The 17,553-nt window shown below is 73.9% G+C and carries 11 protein-coding genes; 5 read left to right on the top strand and 6 right to left on the bottom strand.

Annotated features, from left to right (window positions below; all coding sequences use genetic code 11):
- Nucleotides 1-3: 3 nt before the first annotated feature.
- From ACWPQI_RS19220 to ACWPQI_RS19205, 4 genes are all read right to left on the bottom strand, one after another.
- Nucleotides 4-1,332 (bottom strand): S1 family peptidase, encoded by a 1,329-nt coding sequence (locus ACWPQI_RS19220; RefSeq protein WP_040270590.1) that lies wholly within the window; start codon nucleotides 1,330-1,332, stop codon nucleotides 4-6.
- Nucleotides 1,333-1,424: 92 nt separating this feature from the next.
- Nucleotides 1,425-2,933 carry a hypothetical protein gene (locus ACWPQI_RS19215; RefSeq protein WP_474738438.1) on the bottom strand — a complete coding sequence of 503 codons (1,509 nt, stop codon included), beginning with the start codon at nucleotides 2,931-2,933 and terminating at the stop codon, nucleotides 1,425-1,427.
- Nucleotides 2,924-5,392: a LuxR C-terminal-related transcriptional regulator gene (locus tag ACWPQI_RS19210; protein ID WP_474738437.1), complete on the bottom strand. Its 2,469-nt coding sequence runs from the start codon at nucleotides 5,390-5,392 to the stop codon at nucleotides 2,924-2,926. Before ACWPQI_RS19210 ends, ACWPQI_RS19215 begins: the two co-directional genes overlap by 10 nt.
- Nucleotides 5,393-5,395: 3 nt before the next feature.
- Nucleotides 5,396-7,195 (bottom strand): Hsp70 family protein, encoded by a 1,800-nt coding sequence (locus ACWPQI_RS19205; protein ID WP_119699991.1) that lies wholly within the window; start codon nucleotides 7,193-7,195, stop codon nucleotides 5,396-5,398.
- A 245-nt stretch (nucleotides 7,196-7,440) separates the two neighbouring features.
- Here ACWPQI_RS19205 and ACWPQI_RS19200 point away from each other — a divergent pair, with 245 nt between their 5' ends.
- The 3 genes from ACWPQI_RS19200 to ACWPQI_RS19190 all read left to right on the top strand — a co-directional run bounded on the left by ACWPQI_RS19200 (nucleotide 7,441) and on the right by ACWPQI_RS19190 (nucleotide 13,161).
- Nucleotides 7,441-9,765 (top strand): IniB N-terminal domain-containing protein, encoded by a 2,325-nt coding sequence (locus ACWPQI_RS19200; protein WP_474738436.1) that lies wholly within the window; start codon nucleotides 7,441-7,443, stop codon nucleotides 9,763-9,765.
- Nucleotides 9,766-9,886: 121 nt separating this feature from the next.
- Nucleotides 9,887-11,713: a dynamin family protein gene (locus tag ACWPQI_RS19195; RefSeq protein WP_010593261.1), complete on the top strand. Its 1,827-nt coding sequence runs from the start codon at nucleotides 9,887-9,889 to the stop codon at nucleotides 11,711-11,713.
- Nucleotides 11,710-13,161, top strand: coding sequence for a dynamin family protein (locus ACWPQI_RS19190; protein WP_017680759.1), 1,452 nt, complete (start codon nucleotides 11,710-11,712; stop codon nucleotides 13,159-13,161). The genes ACWPQI_RS19195 and ACWPQI_RS19190 overlap by 4 nt, the downstream gene beginning before the upstream one ends.
- 73 nt (nucleotides 13,162-13,234) lie before the next feature.
- Here the strand turns inward: ACWPQI_RS19190 and ACWPQI_RS19185 are convergent, their stop codons facing one another.
- Together ACWPQI_RS19185 and ACWPQI_RS19180 are read right to left on the bottom strand one after the other, a co-directional pair.
- Nucleotides 13,235-14,143, bottom strand: coding sequence for a type IV toxin-antitoxin system AbiEi family antitoxin domain-containing protein (locus tag ACWPQI_RS19185; protein ID WP_064066542.1), 909 nt, complete (start codon nucleotides 14,141-14,143; stop codon nucleotides 13,235-13,237).
- Nucleotides 14,144-14,310: 167 nt separating this feature from the next.
- Nucleotides 14,311-14,808 carry a hypothetical protein gene (locus ACWPQI_RS19180; protein ID WP_064066541.1) on the bottom strand — a complete coding sequence of 166 codons (498 nt, stop codon included), beginning with the start codon at nucleotides 14,806-14,808 and terminating at the stop codon, nucleotides 14,311-14,313.
- Nucleotides 14,809-15,047: 239 nt separating this feature from the next.
- Here ACWPQI_RS19180 and dnaK point away from each other — a divergent pair, with 239 nt between their 5' ends.
- A complete protein-coding gene (dnaK, locus tag ACWPQI_RS19175; RefSeq protein WP_010593257.1) occupies nucleotides 15,048-16,892 on the top strand; it encodes a molecular chaperone DnaK in 1,845 nt (614 codons plus the stop codon).
- Nucleotides 16,889-17,533, top strand: coding sequence for a nucleotide exchange factor GrpE (gene grpE, locus ACWPQI_RS19170; RefSeq protein ID WP_474738435.1), 645 nt, complete (start codon nucleotides 16,889-16,891; stop codon nucleotides 17,531-17,533). The genes dnaK and grpE overlap by 4 nt, the downstream gene beginning before the upstream one ends.
- The last annotated feature ends 20 nt before the right edge of the window (nucleotides 17,534-17,553 follow it).

Below are 17,553 nucleotides of genomic sequence, written 5' to 3'. Positions count from 1 at the left end.
CGGTCAGGCCGCCGCGCCGGTGCGCACCCGCGCGCCGGTCTCGGCCTCGATGTCCTGGATCGCGATGCCCAGGCTGGACGTGCCGCCCTGCGGGGCGAGGACGAGGTTGGCTTCCACGCAGTCCGGTGCGCCGGAGCTGTTGGAGCCGCTGATCACCCCGAGTGCGAGGGTGCCGGTGACGATGGCGCCGCCGCTGTCGCCGGAGAGGGTGCAGGCGGTGGTCGCGAAGCCCCGGATCGTGGTGCTCGTGCCGTCGGCGCGGACCAGCTGGGTCTCGATCCGGTCGGCGGCGACGATGCCGCACGTGAAGTACGACGACTGCCCGGACTTGCACACCGGGGCGCCGGCGACGGGCGCCGCGGTGCCGGTGACGGTGAGCGTCGAGCCGTTGCCGCCGCGGATCACGGGCCGGTTCAGGCCGACGTCCACGCCCGCCTGGTCGAGGCCGATGATGCCGTAGTCCAGGGTGCTGCCCTCGCCGACGGTCGAGCGGGTGAACGCGCCGATCTTCACGCTCTCGTCGATGTTCTCCCGGTTGGGCAGGTAGACGGTGGAGCCGCCGTCCTCGCGGGCGACCGCGTCGCAGTGGCCGGCGGTGATGTTGACGGCCGACCCGTCGGCGTCGACGGCGTTGAAGCCGAACGAGCACACGCCGATGCGGTCGAGCGGCGTCGAGCGGACGTCGCCGTCGGCGGTGATGTAGGTGTCGCCCCCGAGCGGGCCCGGCTCGTTCGGCGGCTGGCCGGGAGTGAGCATGACCTGGACGTTGGCGATGAGCGTCGGCAGGTTCAGGGCACGGCCGGCGGGGCTGTTGGCGATGTCGACGATCAGCCGGTTGTTGAACACGTCGATCGACGTCGAGTTCACCTGGGAGGCCAGTTCGCGGGGCAGCGCGGCGACCCAGCGGTTCAGCTCGGCGAGGGACCGCTCGAGTCCGTCCGCGGACACCGGCGCGACGGTGACGTGGTAGCCGTCGTTCTCGGCCTGCCGGGCAGCGTCGGGGTTGGTGACCGCGACGACGGGCTTACCGTCGGTGCCCAGCCATGCCCCGGCGAAGTCGTCCGGCCGTTCGGCGCGGAAGGTGCGCGCGTAGTCCGCGAGTTCCTGGGCGCGTTCGGACCGCTCGAGGTACTCGTCGGCGCTGATCTTCAGGTCCCGGCTGATGGCCTCGACGAGTTCGGCGGGCAGCTGATCCACCGGCAGCTGGTCGGCCGGGGCCGCGTGGGCGGTCGCGGCGAGCGGCCCGGCCAGCAGCAGCGCCGACGCCGCAGCGACGACGACACGGCGGACGGTGGTACGAGCAGCGGCGCGCGACGCCGACGAGTAACGCATGGGGGCCCTTCGAGAATGTGTTGACGGGTTTCGTGCGTGATCGTGCCGCGGGAGCGAACACGACCGTGTGACAGCGTACGGGACGGTTGGTCTCACTCCGGTGCCTCGGAACCGGTGGTGTCCGTTGGGTCCGGTTCCGTGGTTCCGGTGGGCGTGGACGTGACCGTCGTGGTCGGCGCGACGGTCGTGGTGGCGGTGGGGGTCGTCGTCCGGGTGGGCCGGTCCCGTTCCCGGGTGGCCGCGCTCGTGGTGGGTTCGGCCGTGGTCGAACGCGTGGTGGTGGTGGGTGCCGGGCGGGACGTGGTGGACCGGGTCGACGGGGCGACCGCGGCCGCGGGCAGCGGCTCGGTGACGACGGGCCACGAGTCGACGGGCCCCGAGTCGACGGCGACCGGCGCCGCGTCGGGGGTGGTCGCCGGGGCGGCGGTGGTACCGGTCGGTGTCCCGGTGGTCGACGGCACCTGCACGGCGCTCGACAGCGACTCGTAGGCGGCGCCCGCTTCCCGCACGGGGGTCTCCGCCGGGGTGTCCCGCAGCGAGAACACCAGGGCACCCATTCCCACGAGCAGCGCGACGGCTGCCGCGACGGCGCCGCTGACGACGAGCCGGTTGGGTGGGACGCGGTCCGGCTCGGCGGATCCCCGGTCGGTGACGGTCGCCGCGACGGCGGGGCCGGCGTCGGCACGGGGTTCGGGGGCGACACGGGGTTCGGGGGCGGCAGGGGGCTCGAGCGGTGTGCGTGCGGCGGCGGCCGAGCGGACCGCCGGGATGATCCGGGTGGCGCCGACCATGTCCGCCGATCCGGCCGCGGCCGCGAGCGCCGCGCCCCGCACCACCGTGTGCTGCGGCTGCGGCGGCAGCACGCACCGCACGCCCATCCCGGCCTTCACGGCCTGCGCGACGAGCTGTGCCGCCGACGGGTCCACGGGGTCCTCGGTGCTGATCACGACGGCATCGAGGTTGCTGACGAGCCAGCCGAACGCACCGAGCGCGGCCGACAGCTGCGCGGGCACCGACGGGGCGTCGCCCTCCGGATAGCGGAACGCGCGGCCTGCGGCGACACCGGAACGCACGAGCGTCACCGTCGATCCGCCGGCGTCGAGGTGATAGACGGCGACGAGCCGACCGCTCTGCTGCGCGACCCGCGCCTCGAACCACGCCGCGACGGCCTCGGCGTCGGAGATGAGGGCGACGTGCCGCAACCCGACGTAGTCGAGGGCGTTGCGCAGCACCGCGACGGTGGCCGGGGACCATTCGGTGGGATGCGCGGCGGCCACCGTCGCCGGGGCGTCGCCGACCAGGGGCGCGGCGTCGGCGAGGAGGCATTCCATCGCGGTCGCCACGAGGTCCTCGGCGCGGGAGAGCGCACCGTCCTCGGCGCGCACCCCGGCCGGGTCGCCCACACGGTCGACGAAGCCGGCGAAGGAGCTGCACCCGCCGGCACCGGGGTCGCGGACGCCGAGTGTGGCCGTGCCGTCGGAGTGCAGGTGCAAGTGGGTGAGGCGTTCGACCGGTTCGGGGTCGGGACGGATGCCCTCGGCGGAGGTGACGGCCACGGCGGACACGGTGGTGCCGACTTTCAGGCCCACGCCTACGGACATGCGGAAGTCCCCCCGTTCCCACTGGTTGCCGGTTGCCGAGCCTCGGCCCCGTGCCCGAGCGCGCGGAGCATCGAGATGAGCTCCGATCGCGAGCCGGCGCCGAGCCGCCGCCGGATGCGCGCGACGTGATGCTCGACAGTCTTCGCGGAAATGTACAGGCGGGACCCTACTTCGCGGTAGGTCAGTCCGGCGACGACGAGGTCGGCGACCTCCGCCTCCCGATCCGACAGGGGACTCGGGGCCGTCGGCGCGGCGGCAGCGGGCGCCGGCGCGGGGGAGCGCGGCGCGGCCGACGGGTGCCGCACCGCCCGTGCGACCTGCAGCAAGGCCGTCGCCGTCGCGGTGTCGCCCACCCGCAACGCGGCCTCGCCGGCCAGTCGTGCCCCGTCCCAGGGCAGGCCGATCGCGGCGAGTGACTCCGCCGCCGCCTGCACCCGCGCCGGATCGGCGTCGCCCTGCAGCACCCGCAGCCACGCCTGCCCGGCCCGCGCCAGGGCGGCCGCGTAGGCGGTGGACTCCGCCGCCGACCCGAGCGCGCGGGCGTGCGGCAACAGCTCCGGGGGCCGGTCCGCGGCGATGGCCGCCTGCACCCCGTACCAGTGCAGCGTCGCGCCCCACAGCGGCGGTTCACCGAGGGTCGACAGGAGCTCCTGCGCCTGAGCGACCAGATGGGCGATGCGGTCGGCCTCGCCGAGCCGGACCGCTGCGAGCCACAACTCGCCGAGGGGCAGCAGGCTCAGCAGGTCCACCGAGTATGCGGCCACCACGCCCTGCGCCGCGGTCCAGGCGGCGGTCAGCGCGCCGACGTCGCCGCCGCGGCGGGCCAGACCCACCCGCAGCCCGTGCAGGAACAGCTGGTCCCGCTGCTCGGTCGCCGAGGGGGCGAGCTCGTCGGCGGCGGCCGTGGCCACCGGCAGGTCCCCGCCGATCAGCGCCGTCCACGCCGCGAGCAGGCGGTGCCGCACGGACGGCACGGTGCTGGGGCGGCCGAGCACGGCGGCGGCATGGCCGAGTTCGCCGGAATGCAGGCACAGCAGTGCCGTGACCGCCTCCGGGGTGTCCGGCAGCAGCCGCGTCCGGTCGCCGGTGCCGTGCACGGACAGGGCCCGCGTGAGGCTGTTCATCGCGACGCGCCCGTCGCCACCGACGGACTCGCGCAGGCCGGCGGCCAGCAGCTGCGCCGCCGCGGCGGACGACGTCGGTGCCGGCGCAGCCGTGCCGAACCGGGCAGCGGCGCCGGGACGGCCCGCGGCGAGCAGCACCGTCGCGGCGACGGGCGCATCGGCACCCGCGCGTTCGGGTCCGAGCCACTCGTACAGATCCGCGCTGCGACCGAGCATGCCGCGGCGCGCGGCGACGGTCGCGGCGATGCGGGTCGCGGCGGTCAGCTCGTCGCCGGGCAGGGTTGCGGCCCGGTCGAGCAGCCGATCGGTGAGCTGTGCGGCGGTGGCGAGATCACCGGCGAGCCCGGCGGTCTCGGCGCGGCGCACATCGAGTGCGTCGGCGTCGGCACCGGCGCGGATCGCGGCGTCGTACAGCGGGAGGGCCTGCGCGGGCGCGGCCTCGGCGGCGAGCGTCACGAGACGGTCCGCGAGACGGGCGTCGGCCACGCCCGCGTCGGCGAGGGCGCGGGCGGTGTCGGCGGACAGCAGCCCCGCGTCGAGACGCAGCGCCGCCAGCCGGTGCGCGAGCGTGCGGATGCCGTGGGATCCGAGGACGGTGGCGGGCACCGCGGCGGCCGCGGGGATCGGGACGTCGCCGTCGACGGTGAGCAGGCCACTGGCTCGCGCGGCGTCGACGAGCTCCCGCGCGCGGTCCGCCTCGACGCCGAGGACGGAGGCGACCTCGAGCGGATCGAGGGTGCCGCCGAGGGCGGCGAGGACCAGCACCCGGGGCAGGTCCGGGTCGCCACCGGCGAGCCGGTCCCGGACGCGGGCCGCGGCGGCCCGTCGGGGATCGGTGCCGTCGCGCAGTGCCACGAGGGCCGCGTCCACGACGTCGCGGGTCCCGCCGGTCAGGCGGTGCACCGCGCGGATCGGTTCCGGACGCGGCGTGAGTCCGAGAGTCGCTGCCCGACCGGCGATTTCGCGTGGGCTGAGGGGGCGCAGTTCGACGAGCGCCGAGTGCGTGCCGAACGCGGACGACAGCGCGCGCAGATCGCCGCGGTGAGGCCGCGGTTCCGTCGCGACGACCACCGCCCGCTCGCCGCGCCGCGCCTGCTCGGCGAGCGCGAGGACGGACTCGGCGGGCAGGGTGTGTGCGTCGTCGACCACCAGCGCCGACGTCGCGGGCGAATCCGGATCGGTGCCGACGGTGAGGCCCCGATCGGCGAGCGTCTGCCGCACCGAGGACAGCAACGCGGACTTGCCGCTGCCGGCGGGACCGGCGAGCAGCAGCCGGGGAGGACTCGCGGCGACGGCGTGCGCGACGTCGCGCGGCAGGGAAACGGGTTGCGGCATCGGTCAGTTGCCGAGAAGTCCGCCGACGCCGTCGACGACGCCACCGACGGCGCCGCCGACCCCTTCGACGACACCGCCGACCGCGTTGCCGGCGCCGCCGACGACCGCACCGGCACCCTCACCGGCACCGCCGAGGGCATCACCGACCTGGGAACCGTAGTTCGGGGCGGGCGCCGGCGCGGGAGCCGGTGCCGGGGCGGGAGCGGGAGCCGGGGGAGGGGTCGTCGTGGGGACGGGGGCGACGGTGCCCGGGGCGACGGTGCCCGGGGCGACGGTGCCGGGGGCCGGTGCGCCCGGCGCCGCACCGGGCGCGGTGGTGCCCGCGGGAACGGACCCGGCAGGGGCGACGGTCCCGGGCGCCCCGGGCGTCGCCGCCGTGGCCGCGGCCCGCGTGCCCGGTGTCGTCGCGGGCACGGCACTGCTCGTGCCGGAGCCGGTGGTCGCGGTCGTCGCCGGCCCCCCGGCCGAGGCGGGGGTCGCGCCCGGGACGGTCGCGGAAGTGGCGGCGCCGACGCCGGCCTCCGAGGCGTCGGACGTGCCGAGCGTCCCCACCGCGAGACCACCCGCACCGAGCAGAACGAGCGCAGCGGCCGCGGCCCCCGCGAGCACGTAGCGCCGCGACCGGAAGGGAGCCGCAGCCGCCGCGGCGGCCGGAGCCGGGGCGGGGACGACGGCCGGGCGGACCGGCGAGATCGCCTCGGTCGGCCGGGCGGTCGTCACCGGCAGCACGGTGGTGGGCACATCGTCGTCCACCGGGGCGGCGACCGCGGTTCCCGCCCGTGGCTGGGCCGCCCCGAGGGCCGCCGTGTGGGCCGGATGCGGCCCGGCCACCACCGCGACGCCCAGCTCCGCCGAGAGCAGCTCGGCGACGAGAGGGATCGCGCCGCCGCCACCGGTGAGCAGCACCCGCCCCACATCCGACGGCTCGACCCCGGCCCCGCGCAGCGCCTCGTGCACCAGCGCCGTCGACGCCTGCAGCGGGCCGCGGGCCAGTTCCTCGAACTCGTCGCGTACGAGACGCACGTCCCGCCGCACCCCGGGCAGATCGATCGCGACGACCGTCTCGGTGTCGGTCGACAGCTGCTCCTTCGCGGCTCTCGACCGGGTACGCAGCTCCGCCAGCGCCGCCGTCATCGGCGCGGCGAACGGATCGAAGTCGGGGACGTCGTCGCGCACGGTGTCCAGCAGATGGGTGGTGACCAGATGGTCGAGGTGACCGCCGCACACGTCCTCGCTCGCGATCGGACGGCCGAGAAGAACCGGTTCGGCGCCGGTGCGTACCACCGAGACGTCGAGCGTGCGGGCGCCCAGGTCGTAGACGACGACCACCCCGTCGCCGAGGGGACCCCGGGTGGCCTCGAGCCAGCGCACCGCGGCGATCGGCTCGGGCATCAGCGTCACGTCCGCGAGCCCGGCCCGCGACAGGGCCTCGCGCAGCGCGTCGACGGTGTAACCGGCCCAGGTCGCCGGGTGCGCCACCGTGATCGCGGGGGCCTCCGGCAGGTCGAGCGAGGCCTCGTGCACCAGGCAGCCGATCGCCGTCGCGGTCAGGTCCGCCCCGGAGTACGACGCTCCGTTGTCGGCGAGCACACCGACGGGATCCCCGACGCGGCTCACGAAGTCGGTGAACACCAGCGCCCCCGGGGCGGCCGGCCGGTGACCGAGGTGCGGCGCGTCGTCGGGGGGAAGGTGCAGTTCGCTGGCACGGGACAGGACGACCGGACGGTACGTGTCGGCGCGATCGAACGCGGTGGCCGCCACCGAATCCGCCGAACCGATCGTGACTCCGAGCCCTGCTGCCATGTCGTTTCGCTCCCTGTTCGGGGCGGACGTATCCGCCGTGTCGCGTTGAATGTCGTAATCGGACACGATGTCGTTAGCCCGATACGAGACCTTCGACCCTGGTGCGGGGGCGATCCCCCTGTCCGCCCCGATCCCCTAATGCGCACCCCCGTACGGGCCCCGGACCGAGGGGGGTCTCGGCCCCCTTGGGCGGGGGACCGGCCGTTCGTAGCGTGAATCGCAGAACACCGACCCCAGGAGATGCGATGTCCACCAACGCTGTGCTCGACTTCATCCTCAGCCTGCTGCGCGACGACGAGGCCCTCGCCCGCTACTGCGCGAACCCCGACGCCGCCCTGGCCCAGGCCGGGCTGGCCGACGTGTGCCACGCCGACATCGTCGCCGTCGCGCCCCTCGTCGCCGACAGCGGACTGTTCGCGGGCACGGCCGCCGAGCTGACCGCGGCGCTCGGCGGGGCGGCGGGCGCGGCCGGCGCCATCGGAGCCGGTGCGGCCGGTGCCATCGGGGCCGGTGCGGCCGGTGGTCTCGCCGGGGGTCTGGCCGGCGGTGCGGGTCTCGGTCTCGCTGGCGGTGCGGGGCTCGGCCTCGCGGGTGCCGTCGGCGGTGGACTCGGCGGCGGCCTCGGTATCGACACCGACTTCGCGGCCGAGCTGGCCGCCGGCCTCACCGGCACACTGGGCGCGGCCCTGGAACTCGGCGGTGATCTCGGTGCCGCCCTCGGCGCGGCGTTCGGCGCGGCCCTCGGCGCGGGCGGTGCCCTCGGCGGCATCGGTTCCGGTGCCGTGGACCTGGCGGGCGACCTGGACCTGGGCGCGGTGCTCTCCGGGGCACTCGCCGGCGGTCTCGGACTCGATGCCGCAACCGGAGTCGTCGCGGACCTGGGCGCAGCGCTCGATGCGGCGCTCGGCGCCACGGCCGGGACGGCGCTCGACCTGTCCGGTGCACTCGAGGCCGCCTTCGGGGTCGGTGGCGAGCTCGGCGGCCAGCTCGGCGGGGCGCTGGGCGGGCTGCTCGACACGGCACTCGCCGCGGGCGGCGACTTCTCCGCCGCCGTCGAGGCGGCCCTCGCCGGAGGCGCGGACCTCGCGACGGCCGTCGGCGCGACCCTCGGCGGCACGCTCGGGCTGGGCACCGAACTCACCGCGCAGCTCGGCGGCGCCCTCGACTCCGTCCTCGAACTCGGAACCGGCCTCGCCGGCGGTCTGGACCTCGGCGGCGGTCTCGACGCCGTCACCGGCGTGACCGCCGGACTCGGTGCCTCCCTGTCGGCTCTGCTCGAGGCCGGTGGTTCCGTCGCCGGTGATCTCGGCGGCACGCTCGGCGCCGTGCTCGAGGCCGGCGCCGACGGGGGGCTCGTCGGGGGCGTCGACCTCGGCGCCCTCCTCGGCGGCGACGCCGGCGGCGACCTGGACCTCGGCACCGCGGTCGGCGGGCTGCTCGGCGGCGCGCTCGGCCTCGAGAACTCCGCCACCCTCGAACTCGGCAACGCCCTCGACGTCGCGCTCGACCTGTCCGCGTCCGTCGAATCGAGCGCCGACGGCACCCTGTCCGCGGTGCTCGCCTCCGCGTTCTCCGTCGGCGGGGAGGCCGGCGCGAATCTCGGTTCCGCGCTCGGTGGCGTGCTCGAGGCGGGCCTCGGTGGCGTGCTCGAGGCGGGCCTCGGTGGCACCGTCGACTCCACCGTGGACCTCGGTTCGCAACTGGCCACCACCATCGGCGGCGGGCTCGGCGTCGACGCCGACCTGACCGGCCAGCTCGGCTACGCCCTCGACGGTGCGCTCGACCTCGGCGGGCAGCTCGCCGGCGGCGGCGAAGCGGCAGGTGATCTCACCGGTGGTCTGACGGGTGGGCTCGACGGTGCGGCGGATCTGGGTGCGGGCCTCGGTGGGGGTCTGGCCGGTGGTCTCGGCGGTGCGGTGGATCTGGGTGGGGGTCTGGCCGGTGGTCTCGGCGGGGCGGCCGATCTGGGTGGCGAGCTGGCCGGTGGTCTGGCCGGTGGGCTCGACAGCGCCGCGGATCTGGGTGCGGGTCTCGGTGGGGGCCTGGCCGGTGGTCTCGGCGGAGCGGCCGACCTGGGTGGCGAGCTGGCCGGTGGTCTGACGGGTGGGCTCGACAGCGCCGCGGATCTGGGTGCGGGTCTCGGTGGGGGCCTGGCCGGTGGTCTCGGCGGAGCGGCCGACCTGGGCGGCGAGCTGGCCGGTGGCCTGGCCGGTGCGACCGACCTGGGCGGCAGCCTCGGCGCCGGCCTCGACGGCGCCGCGGGCGGCGCGTCGCAGGTCGGGGGCGCCGTCACCGGCGGTGTCGAGGGAGCCACCGACGCCGGCGGCTCGCTCGGTGCCGGCCTCGGCGGTGCGGTCGAGAGCACCTCGCAGCTCGGCGGCCAGCTCTCGGGCACCGCCGACGGCGCGACCGGTGCCTGGTCGTCCATCGACGCCGGTGACGCCTTCGGCAGCGCCGGCGGCACCGGTGGCCTGTTCGGTTCCGCCGAAACCGGCGCCGACCTGCACGGCGGGATCGACGCCGGTGCCGGCGCGGACACCGACCCGGACTTCGACACCTTCCTCGGCTGACCTACTCTGCACGAACCCCGACGCCGGCCCCGCGTGCACCACGCGGGGCCGGCGTTCTTTGCAGAGGACATAATCTCGGTGCAGCCCGCACTCCGACAGAAGGCGAGTCGAAGCGATCACCATGCACACGTCCTCCGCAGATGCCGCCGCTCGCCGCGCGGCCCTCGTCGAACTGATCGACGCGGCCGCCGAACATATCCGCGCCGCCGAGCGCGGAGACCTCGCCACGAGGCTCGAGGCGGCGCGCACCCGCGTCGTCGACCCGCGCCTGCGGGTCGTCGTCGTCGGCCAGCTCAAACAGGGCAAGAGCCAGTTCGTGAACTCGCTCCTCAACCTCGAGGTGTGCTCGGTCGGCGACGACGAGACCACCGCCGTCCCCACCGTCGTGCAGAACGCGGACCGCACCTTCGCCGAACTCGTGCTCGCCGAGCCCGGCCGCGATCCCGTCCGGGTGGACCTGCCCGTCGACGAGCTGCAGCGCGTCACGCCCGCCACGCCGCGCGCGGGCGGGCGCGAGGTGCTCCGCCTCGAGGTGAACGTGCCGAGCCCGCTGCTGGCCGACGGCCTCGTCCTCGTCGACACACCCGGCGTCGGCGGGCACGGAAACCCGCACGCCGCAGCAACATTGGGCCTGCTTCCGGCCGCCGACGCGGTGTTCGTCGTCTCCGACGCCAGCCAGGAGTTCACCGAGCCGGAACTGAGCTTCCTGCGGCAGGTGCTGCAGCTGTGCCCCGCCGCGGCGGTGCTGATCACCAAGACGGACCTGTACCCGCACTGGCGCGAGATCGTCGCCGCGGACCGTGGGCACCTGCAGCGCGCGGGCCTCGACGTGCCCCTGCTGCCCGTCTCGTCGCTGCTGCGCAGTCACGCCCTGCGCCTCGACGACGCGTCGCTGCACGAGGAGTCGGGCTTCGAATCGGTCTACGGGTTCCTCCGCGAGCGGGTCGTCGCGCGCGGCGCCGACGTCGCCCGGCGTTCCGTCGCGCTGGATGTGAAGTCGGTCGTCGAGCACGTCGCCCTGAGCCTGGGCAGCGAGCTGGCGGCGCTGCGCGATCCCGAGACCGGTGCGGCGGCCGTCGCGGAGCTGCAGCGGGCCAAGGCCGCCGCGGAGGCGCTGCGCACGCGGGCCGCCCAGTGGCAGCAGACCCTGGCCGACGGGATCGCGGACCTCGCCGCCGACATCGACCACGACCTGCGGGACCGGCTGCGCCGCGTCACCCGCGAGGCCGAAGCCACCGTCGACGAATGCGACCCGGGCGAGGAATGGCCGCGGATCGGGGAATGGCTCGGTGAGCAGGTCGCCGAATCCGTCGGCGACAACTTCGTGTGGGCCCACGAGCGTTCGGTGTGGCTCGCCGAGGTCGTCGCCGGGCACTTCGCCGACAGCGGTGCCGTGGACCTGCCGGACCTGCACCTCGGCGACCTGGAGGGGCTGCTCGAGCCCGTCTCCCGGCTCTCGGACCTCGAATCGGGCCGCATCGGTGTCGGCCAGAAGATGCTCGTGGGAATGAAGGGCTCCTACGGCGGCGTGCTCATGTTCGGGCTGATCACCACGCTCATGGGTATGGCCCTGGTCAACCCGATCTCCGTCGGCGCGGGAGTTGTGCTCGGCACCAAGGCCTATCGCGACGACAAGCAGGCACGCATCGTCAAACGCCGGGCCGACGCGAAGGTCGCCATCCGCAAGTTCACCGACGACGTCGGCTTCCAGGTGGGCAAGGAGTCGAAGGACCGGCTCCGGCTGATCCAGCGCCAGCTGCGCGACCACTTCACCGAGCTGGCCGAGCAGACGTTGCGGTCGCTGTCCGAGTCGCTGCGCGCCGCGCAGGAGGCCGCGACGGTCGAGGAAGCGCAGCGGCAGCGCCGCGTCGCCGAACTCGAGACGCACGTGCGTGCGCTGACCGCGCTGCGCGAACGGGCCGCACAGCTGGCCGGGGCCGACGCGTGAGTGTCGAGCAGGCCCGCGAGCTCGTCGCGGCCGCGCGTGCCCGGTACGGAAGCGACCCGCGCGCTGCCGAGCAGCTCGCGCTGTGCGCGGCGCGGCTCGAACAGCCGCTGCGCGTCGCGCTCGCCGGGTCCCTCAAGGCCGGCAAGTCGACGCTGCTCAACGCCCTCGTCGGGCAGGACATCGCCCCCACCGATGCCACCGAGTGCACGCGCGTCGTCACGTGGTACCGCAGCGGCTCGACCCCCTCGGTCACCGCCCACTACGACGGCGACCGGATCCTGCCGGTGCCGGTGCAGCGCCGCGACGGCCGGCTCACCTTCGATCTCGGAGAGCTGACCGCGGACCGGGTGGACCGGATCGACGTCGAATGGCCGGCCAGTGCGCTGTCCCAGACCACGATCATCGACACGCCGGGCACGTCGTCGCTGTCACAGGACGTCTCGGCCCGGACGTTCGAACTGCTGACCCCCGACGACGACGCCTCCGGCGCCGACGCCGTCGTCTACCTGATGCGCACCCTCGGGGCCGCCGACGTGCAGTTCCTCGGCCGGATCGGCCAGCACGTGGGCGGCGAATCCGGGCCGCTCGGCGTGATCGGTGTGGTCTCCCGCGCCGACGAGGTCGGCGCGGGCCGCATGGACGCGATGATGTCGGCCAAGGAGGTTGCGGCCCGGTTCGCGGGTGAGCTCGAGCGCACCGGACTGTGCCAGGCCGTCGTGCCGGTCGCGGGGCTGCTCGCGCTGGGCGCGCGGACGTTGCGGCAGAGCGAGTTCGCCGCGTTCGAGGCGCTCGCGCAGGTGCCGTCGCAGGACCTTCAGGTGGCGATGCTGTCGGCGGATCGGTTCGCCCGCCCCGACATCACGCTGCCCGTCGATCCGGGCACCCGGGCGCACCTCGTCGACCGGTTCGGCCTGTTCGGGATCCGCATGGCCGTCACGCTGATCGGTCTCGGGGTGCGGGACTCGCCGACGCTGGCCGCGGAGCTGGTGGCGCGCAGCGGGCTCGACGAGCTGCGCCAGGTGATCGACGTGCAGTTCGGCCAGCGCGCCGATCAGCTCAAGGCCCATTCGGCGCTGATGTCGCTCGAACGGGTCCTGCGCGCCCACCACGACGGCCCCCTGCTCGCCTCCGTGCAGCGGCTGCTCGCCGACGTCCACGGTTTCACCGAGCTGCGCCTGCTCGGCCGCCTGCGCTCGACCCGGGTCACCCTGAGCGAGGACGACGTGCTCGAACTGCAGCGCCTGATCGGCGGTTTCGGTATCGGCCCGGCCCAGCGCCTGGGTCTCGCGCCGGATGCGACCGTCGCCGAGATCCACGCCGCGGGCGTCGCCGCCGTCCGCACCTGGCGCGCCCGGGCCGAGCACCCCCTGCTCGACCGGTTCACCGCGAACGCGTGCAGCGTGGCGGCCCGCAGCGGCGAGGGCATCCTCGCCGACGTCGCGGGCTGATGCGCGCGTCGGTGCCTCCTGCGCGCGTAAGAACAAGCGCAAGAGGCACTTTCGCGCGCAAGGCTTGGGGGCTTCAGCGTCGCGCCCGCTGTGCCGCCTGCTCGAACCGCGCCTGCACGACATGGAAACGGAACAGATCCGGCCACGTCCATCGGATCACTTCGAAACCGAGCTGCCGGATGGCGTCCTCCCTCAGCTTCTCCCGGCGGACGATCTCGGCGGTCGCACCGGGCTCGTCGGCACCGTACTTCCCCATGCCGTCGAACTCGCCGGCGATTCCCTCCCAGTAGAAGTCGGTGCGCGCGACGAACCGGCCGTCGCCGGTCCGCAGCTCGTGCTGCAACTGCGGCCGGGGCATTCCGGCGTCGCGCATCCGCAGCCTGCTCAGGGATTCACCGGGACTTTCGCTGCGTCCGTCCAGGAAGGGCACCACCCGCCGTGCGGAGGCGATTCCGGCCTTCGTCCCCGCAGTTGCCAGGGCGACGGACAGCGCGCCGGGGTCGACGCGACGCAACCGCAGTGCCGAATCGCCGATCACCGTGGCGTGGTCCGAGGGCAGGGTGCGGGCCAGATCGACGACGGTGCGGGCGGCGGAGGTGACCGGCAGTCCGTCGCACGTGGCGATCTCGTCGGCCCCGTACCCGCCGACGTGGACGTGCAGGTGGGGGGTCCGGCGACCGCCCGACGTGCGCCCGCGGGTGACGTGCACGCGGGAGAGGTCCACGTTCCACAGGTCGAAGCCGTGGAGGACGGCGGCCGAGACGTGGCTGAAGACCGCGTCGGCGTCCAGCGCGGGGGCCAGGGCCTGCACGCGCAGCCGGTGCCGGTCGACGTCGTCGAGGCCGTCGGTCTCGTGCCGCCGAAGATAGATGCCGGGAGCGATCCTGCGCAGGCGTCCCGTGCGCAGCGCGTTGCGTAGTTCGGTGGGTGTGTGTCCGGACGCGAGCAGGTCCGCACGTCGTAGTGGTGTCGGGTCGTTCATGCCGACCAGAGTGGGGTGGACATCCGTCGGTCGCGCGCGCTCGGCGGCGTGCGGGCCGGATCTGTGGATGAAGCCGCCGGTTGTGGACAACTCCTTGCGCGCGTCGCTGCCTCATGCGCGCGTGAGAACGCGCGCATGAGGCACTTTCGTGCGCGACGAGCAGTGGGTCAGCGACGCCAGGTCGCGACCGCGCCGACGACGGTGAGCCCGGCCCACAGCAGGGGAGCCCACAGCAGGACGCCGGCGGTGGCGTCGCCGGCGTCGGCGAGGACGCTGCGGGCGGCGACGGCCGTGACGACGGTGGCGACGGAGACGACGGCGAGTGCGGGGCGGGCCCAGGGTCGGCCGCGGCGCAGGAGCTCGAGGAAGACGGCGGCGACCGCGACGAGGAGCAGGCCGGCGGCGGCGAAGCCGGTGAGGGTGAGGGCGACGGTGTCGGCGATGCTCGCGGCGGTGGTGCCGGGGTTGGCGCTCCGCAGCGACTGCTCGAGGGCGTCCCGGACGGATTCGCGGTCGAGGTAGACGGCGCCGAGGAGTCCGGCGAAGACGACGAACGACAGGCCCCAGGCCGAGACTGCGGCGCCGACGCGGGGGCCGGGGGTGTCGGCTGTGCGGAGCGGGGTGACCGAGAACTCGGGGCGAGGCGGCTGCGGGCGTGTGCTCACTCCGGGATCGTAGCCTTCGCCATTTTGTGTGATCCGAGTCACGAAGGGAACAACCCGCGGTGGTGTGCCGTTGGAGAAAGCAGACAACTTGAGCGACAGCGACTCAACTTTGACTTGACTGGGACTTCCGGACGGGTGCAAGCTTGAGTCGACTGCGCTCAGCTGAGTCGGATCGGCTCAGGTTGTGCATGAACACCCATGTGGCACGGATGTGTCGCAGCGAAGAATGGAGAAGCACTATGGCTCGTGCGGTCGGTATCGACCTCGGAACCACCAACTCCGTCGTTTCCGTGCTGGAGGGCGGCGAGCCCGTAGTGGTCGCCAACTCCGAGGGATCGCGCACCACCCCGTCGGTCGTCGCCTTCGCCAAGAACGGCGAGGTGCTGGTCGGCCAGCCCGCCAAGAACCAGGCGGTCACGAACGTCGATCGCACCATCCGCTCGGTCAAGCGCCACATCGGCACCGACTGGACCGTGGAGATCGACGGCAAGAAGTACACCTCCCAGGAGATCAGCGCGCGCACGCTCATGAAGCTCAAGCGCGACGCCGAGGCCTACCTCGGTGAGGAGATCACCGACGCCGTCATCACCGTCCCCGCCTACTTCGAGGACGCACAGCGGCAGGCCACCAAGGAAGCCGGGCAGATCGCCGGCCTGAACGTCCTGCGCATCGTCAACGAGCCCACGGCCGCTGCCCTCGCCTACGGCCTGGACAAGGGTGAGAAGGAACAGACCATCCTGGTCTTCGACCTCGGCGGCGGCACCTTCGACGTGTCCCTGCTCGAGATCGGCGACGGCGTCGTCGAGGTCCGCGCGACCTCCGGCGACAACCACCTCGGCGGTGACGACTGGGATCAGCGCGTCGTCGACTGGCTGGTCGAGAAGTTCAAGGCGCAGCACGGCGTCGACCTGACCAAGGACAAGATGGCCCTGCAGCGTCTGCGTGAGGCCGCGGAGAAGGCGAAGATCGAGCTGTCGAGCTCGCAGTCGACGTCCATCAACCTCCCGTACATCACGGTCGACGCGGACAAGAACCCGCTGTTCCTCGACGAGCAGCTCTCGCGCAGCGAGTTCCAGAAGATCACCTCCGATCTCCTCGACCGCACCCGCGCGCCGTTCCAGCAGGTCATCAAGGACGCCGGCATCTCCGTCAAGGACATCGACCACGTCGTCCTGGTCGGCGGCTCGACCCGTATGCCTGCCGTCACCGACCTGGTGCGTGAGCTGACCGGTGGCCGTGAGCCCAACAAGGGCGTGAACCCGGACGAGGTCGTCGCCGTCGGCGCCGCCCTGCAGGCCGGCGTCCTCAAGGGCGAGGTCAAGGACGTGCTGCTGCTCGACGTCACCCCGCTGTCCCTCGGCATCGAGACCAAGGGCGGCGTGATGACCAAGCTCATCGAGCGCAACACCACCATCCCGACCAAGCGGTCGGAGACCTTCACCACGGCCGACGACAACCAGCCGTCGGTGCAGATCCAGGTCTTCCAGGGTGAGCGCGAGATCGCGGCGCACAACAAGCTGCTCGGCTCGTTCGAACTCGGTGGCATCGCCCCGGCTCCGCGCGGCGTCCCGCAGATCGAGGTGACCTTCGACATCGACGCCAACGGCATCGTGCACGTCACCGCGAAGGACAAGGGCACCGGCAAGGAGAACACGATCAAGATCCAGGAGGGCTCCGGCCTCTCCAAGGAGGAGATCGACCGGATGATCAAGGACGCCGAGGCGCACGCCGAGGAGGACCGCAAGCGTCGCGAGGAGGCCGAGGTCCGCAACCAGGCCGAGTCGCTCGTGCACCAGACCGAGAAGTTCCTCCAGGAGAACGAGGACAAGGTCGCTGCCGACGCCAAGGGCAAGGTCGAGTCCGCGATCAAGGAGACCAAGGACGCGCTCGCCGGCACGGACATCGCCGCGGTGAAGACCGCCGTCGAGAAGCTCGCGACGGAGTCGCAGGCCCTCGGTCAGTCCCTGTACGAGTCGCAGGCCGCCGACGCGGGTGCTGCCGCCGGTGACGGCGCGGCTGCGGGCTCGGACGACGTCGTCGACGCCGAGGTCGTCGACGAGCCGACCGACTCGGAGAAGAAGTGACGGCGGGGCAGCCCGAGCAGGAGCCGGTGACCGTCACCGACAAGCGTCGGATCGACCCCGACACCTTCGAGGTTCGCGACCCGGACGCCCGGTCGCAGCCTGTGGAGGAGACGGACACCGAAGCTCCGGCTGCGGGAGAACACGAGGAGGCCGCGCTCGCGGCCGAGCCGTCGCCCGGATCGGCTCAGCTGGCCGAGCGCACCGCGGATCTGCAGCGCCTCACCGCCGAGTACGCCAACTACCGGCGTCGGGTGGAGCGCGAGCGGGTGGTCACGACCGAGGCGGCCAAGGCCTCGGTGGTCACCCAGCTGCTCGACGTCGTGGACGACCTCGACCGGGCCCGCGCGCACGGCGACCTCGAGCAGGGGCCGCTGAAGTCGGTGGCGGACAAGCTGACCGGCGTCCTGTCGGGCCTGGGGCTCCAGCCCTTCGGTGACCCGGGCGACGCCTTCGACCCGGAGATCCACGAGGCCGTGCACATGGAGGGCGACGGCGCCAACCCGGTGCTGGACACGGTGCTGCGCAAGGGATACCGGCTCGGTGAGCGGATCCTGCGGCACGCGATGGTGACCGTGACGGACACGGTCCTGTCGGGCGACCCACCGGCCGAAAAGCCGGATTCCGGTGCGGACGACGAGTAAGTACAGAGAAGCAGCGAGAG

It is taken from the genome of Rhodococcus sp. LMD, assembly GCF_056108245.1.
The sequence above is the reverse complement of the archived record's forward strand: the minus strand, read 5'-3'. Positions and strand labels throughout refer to the sequence as shown.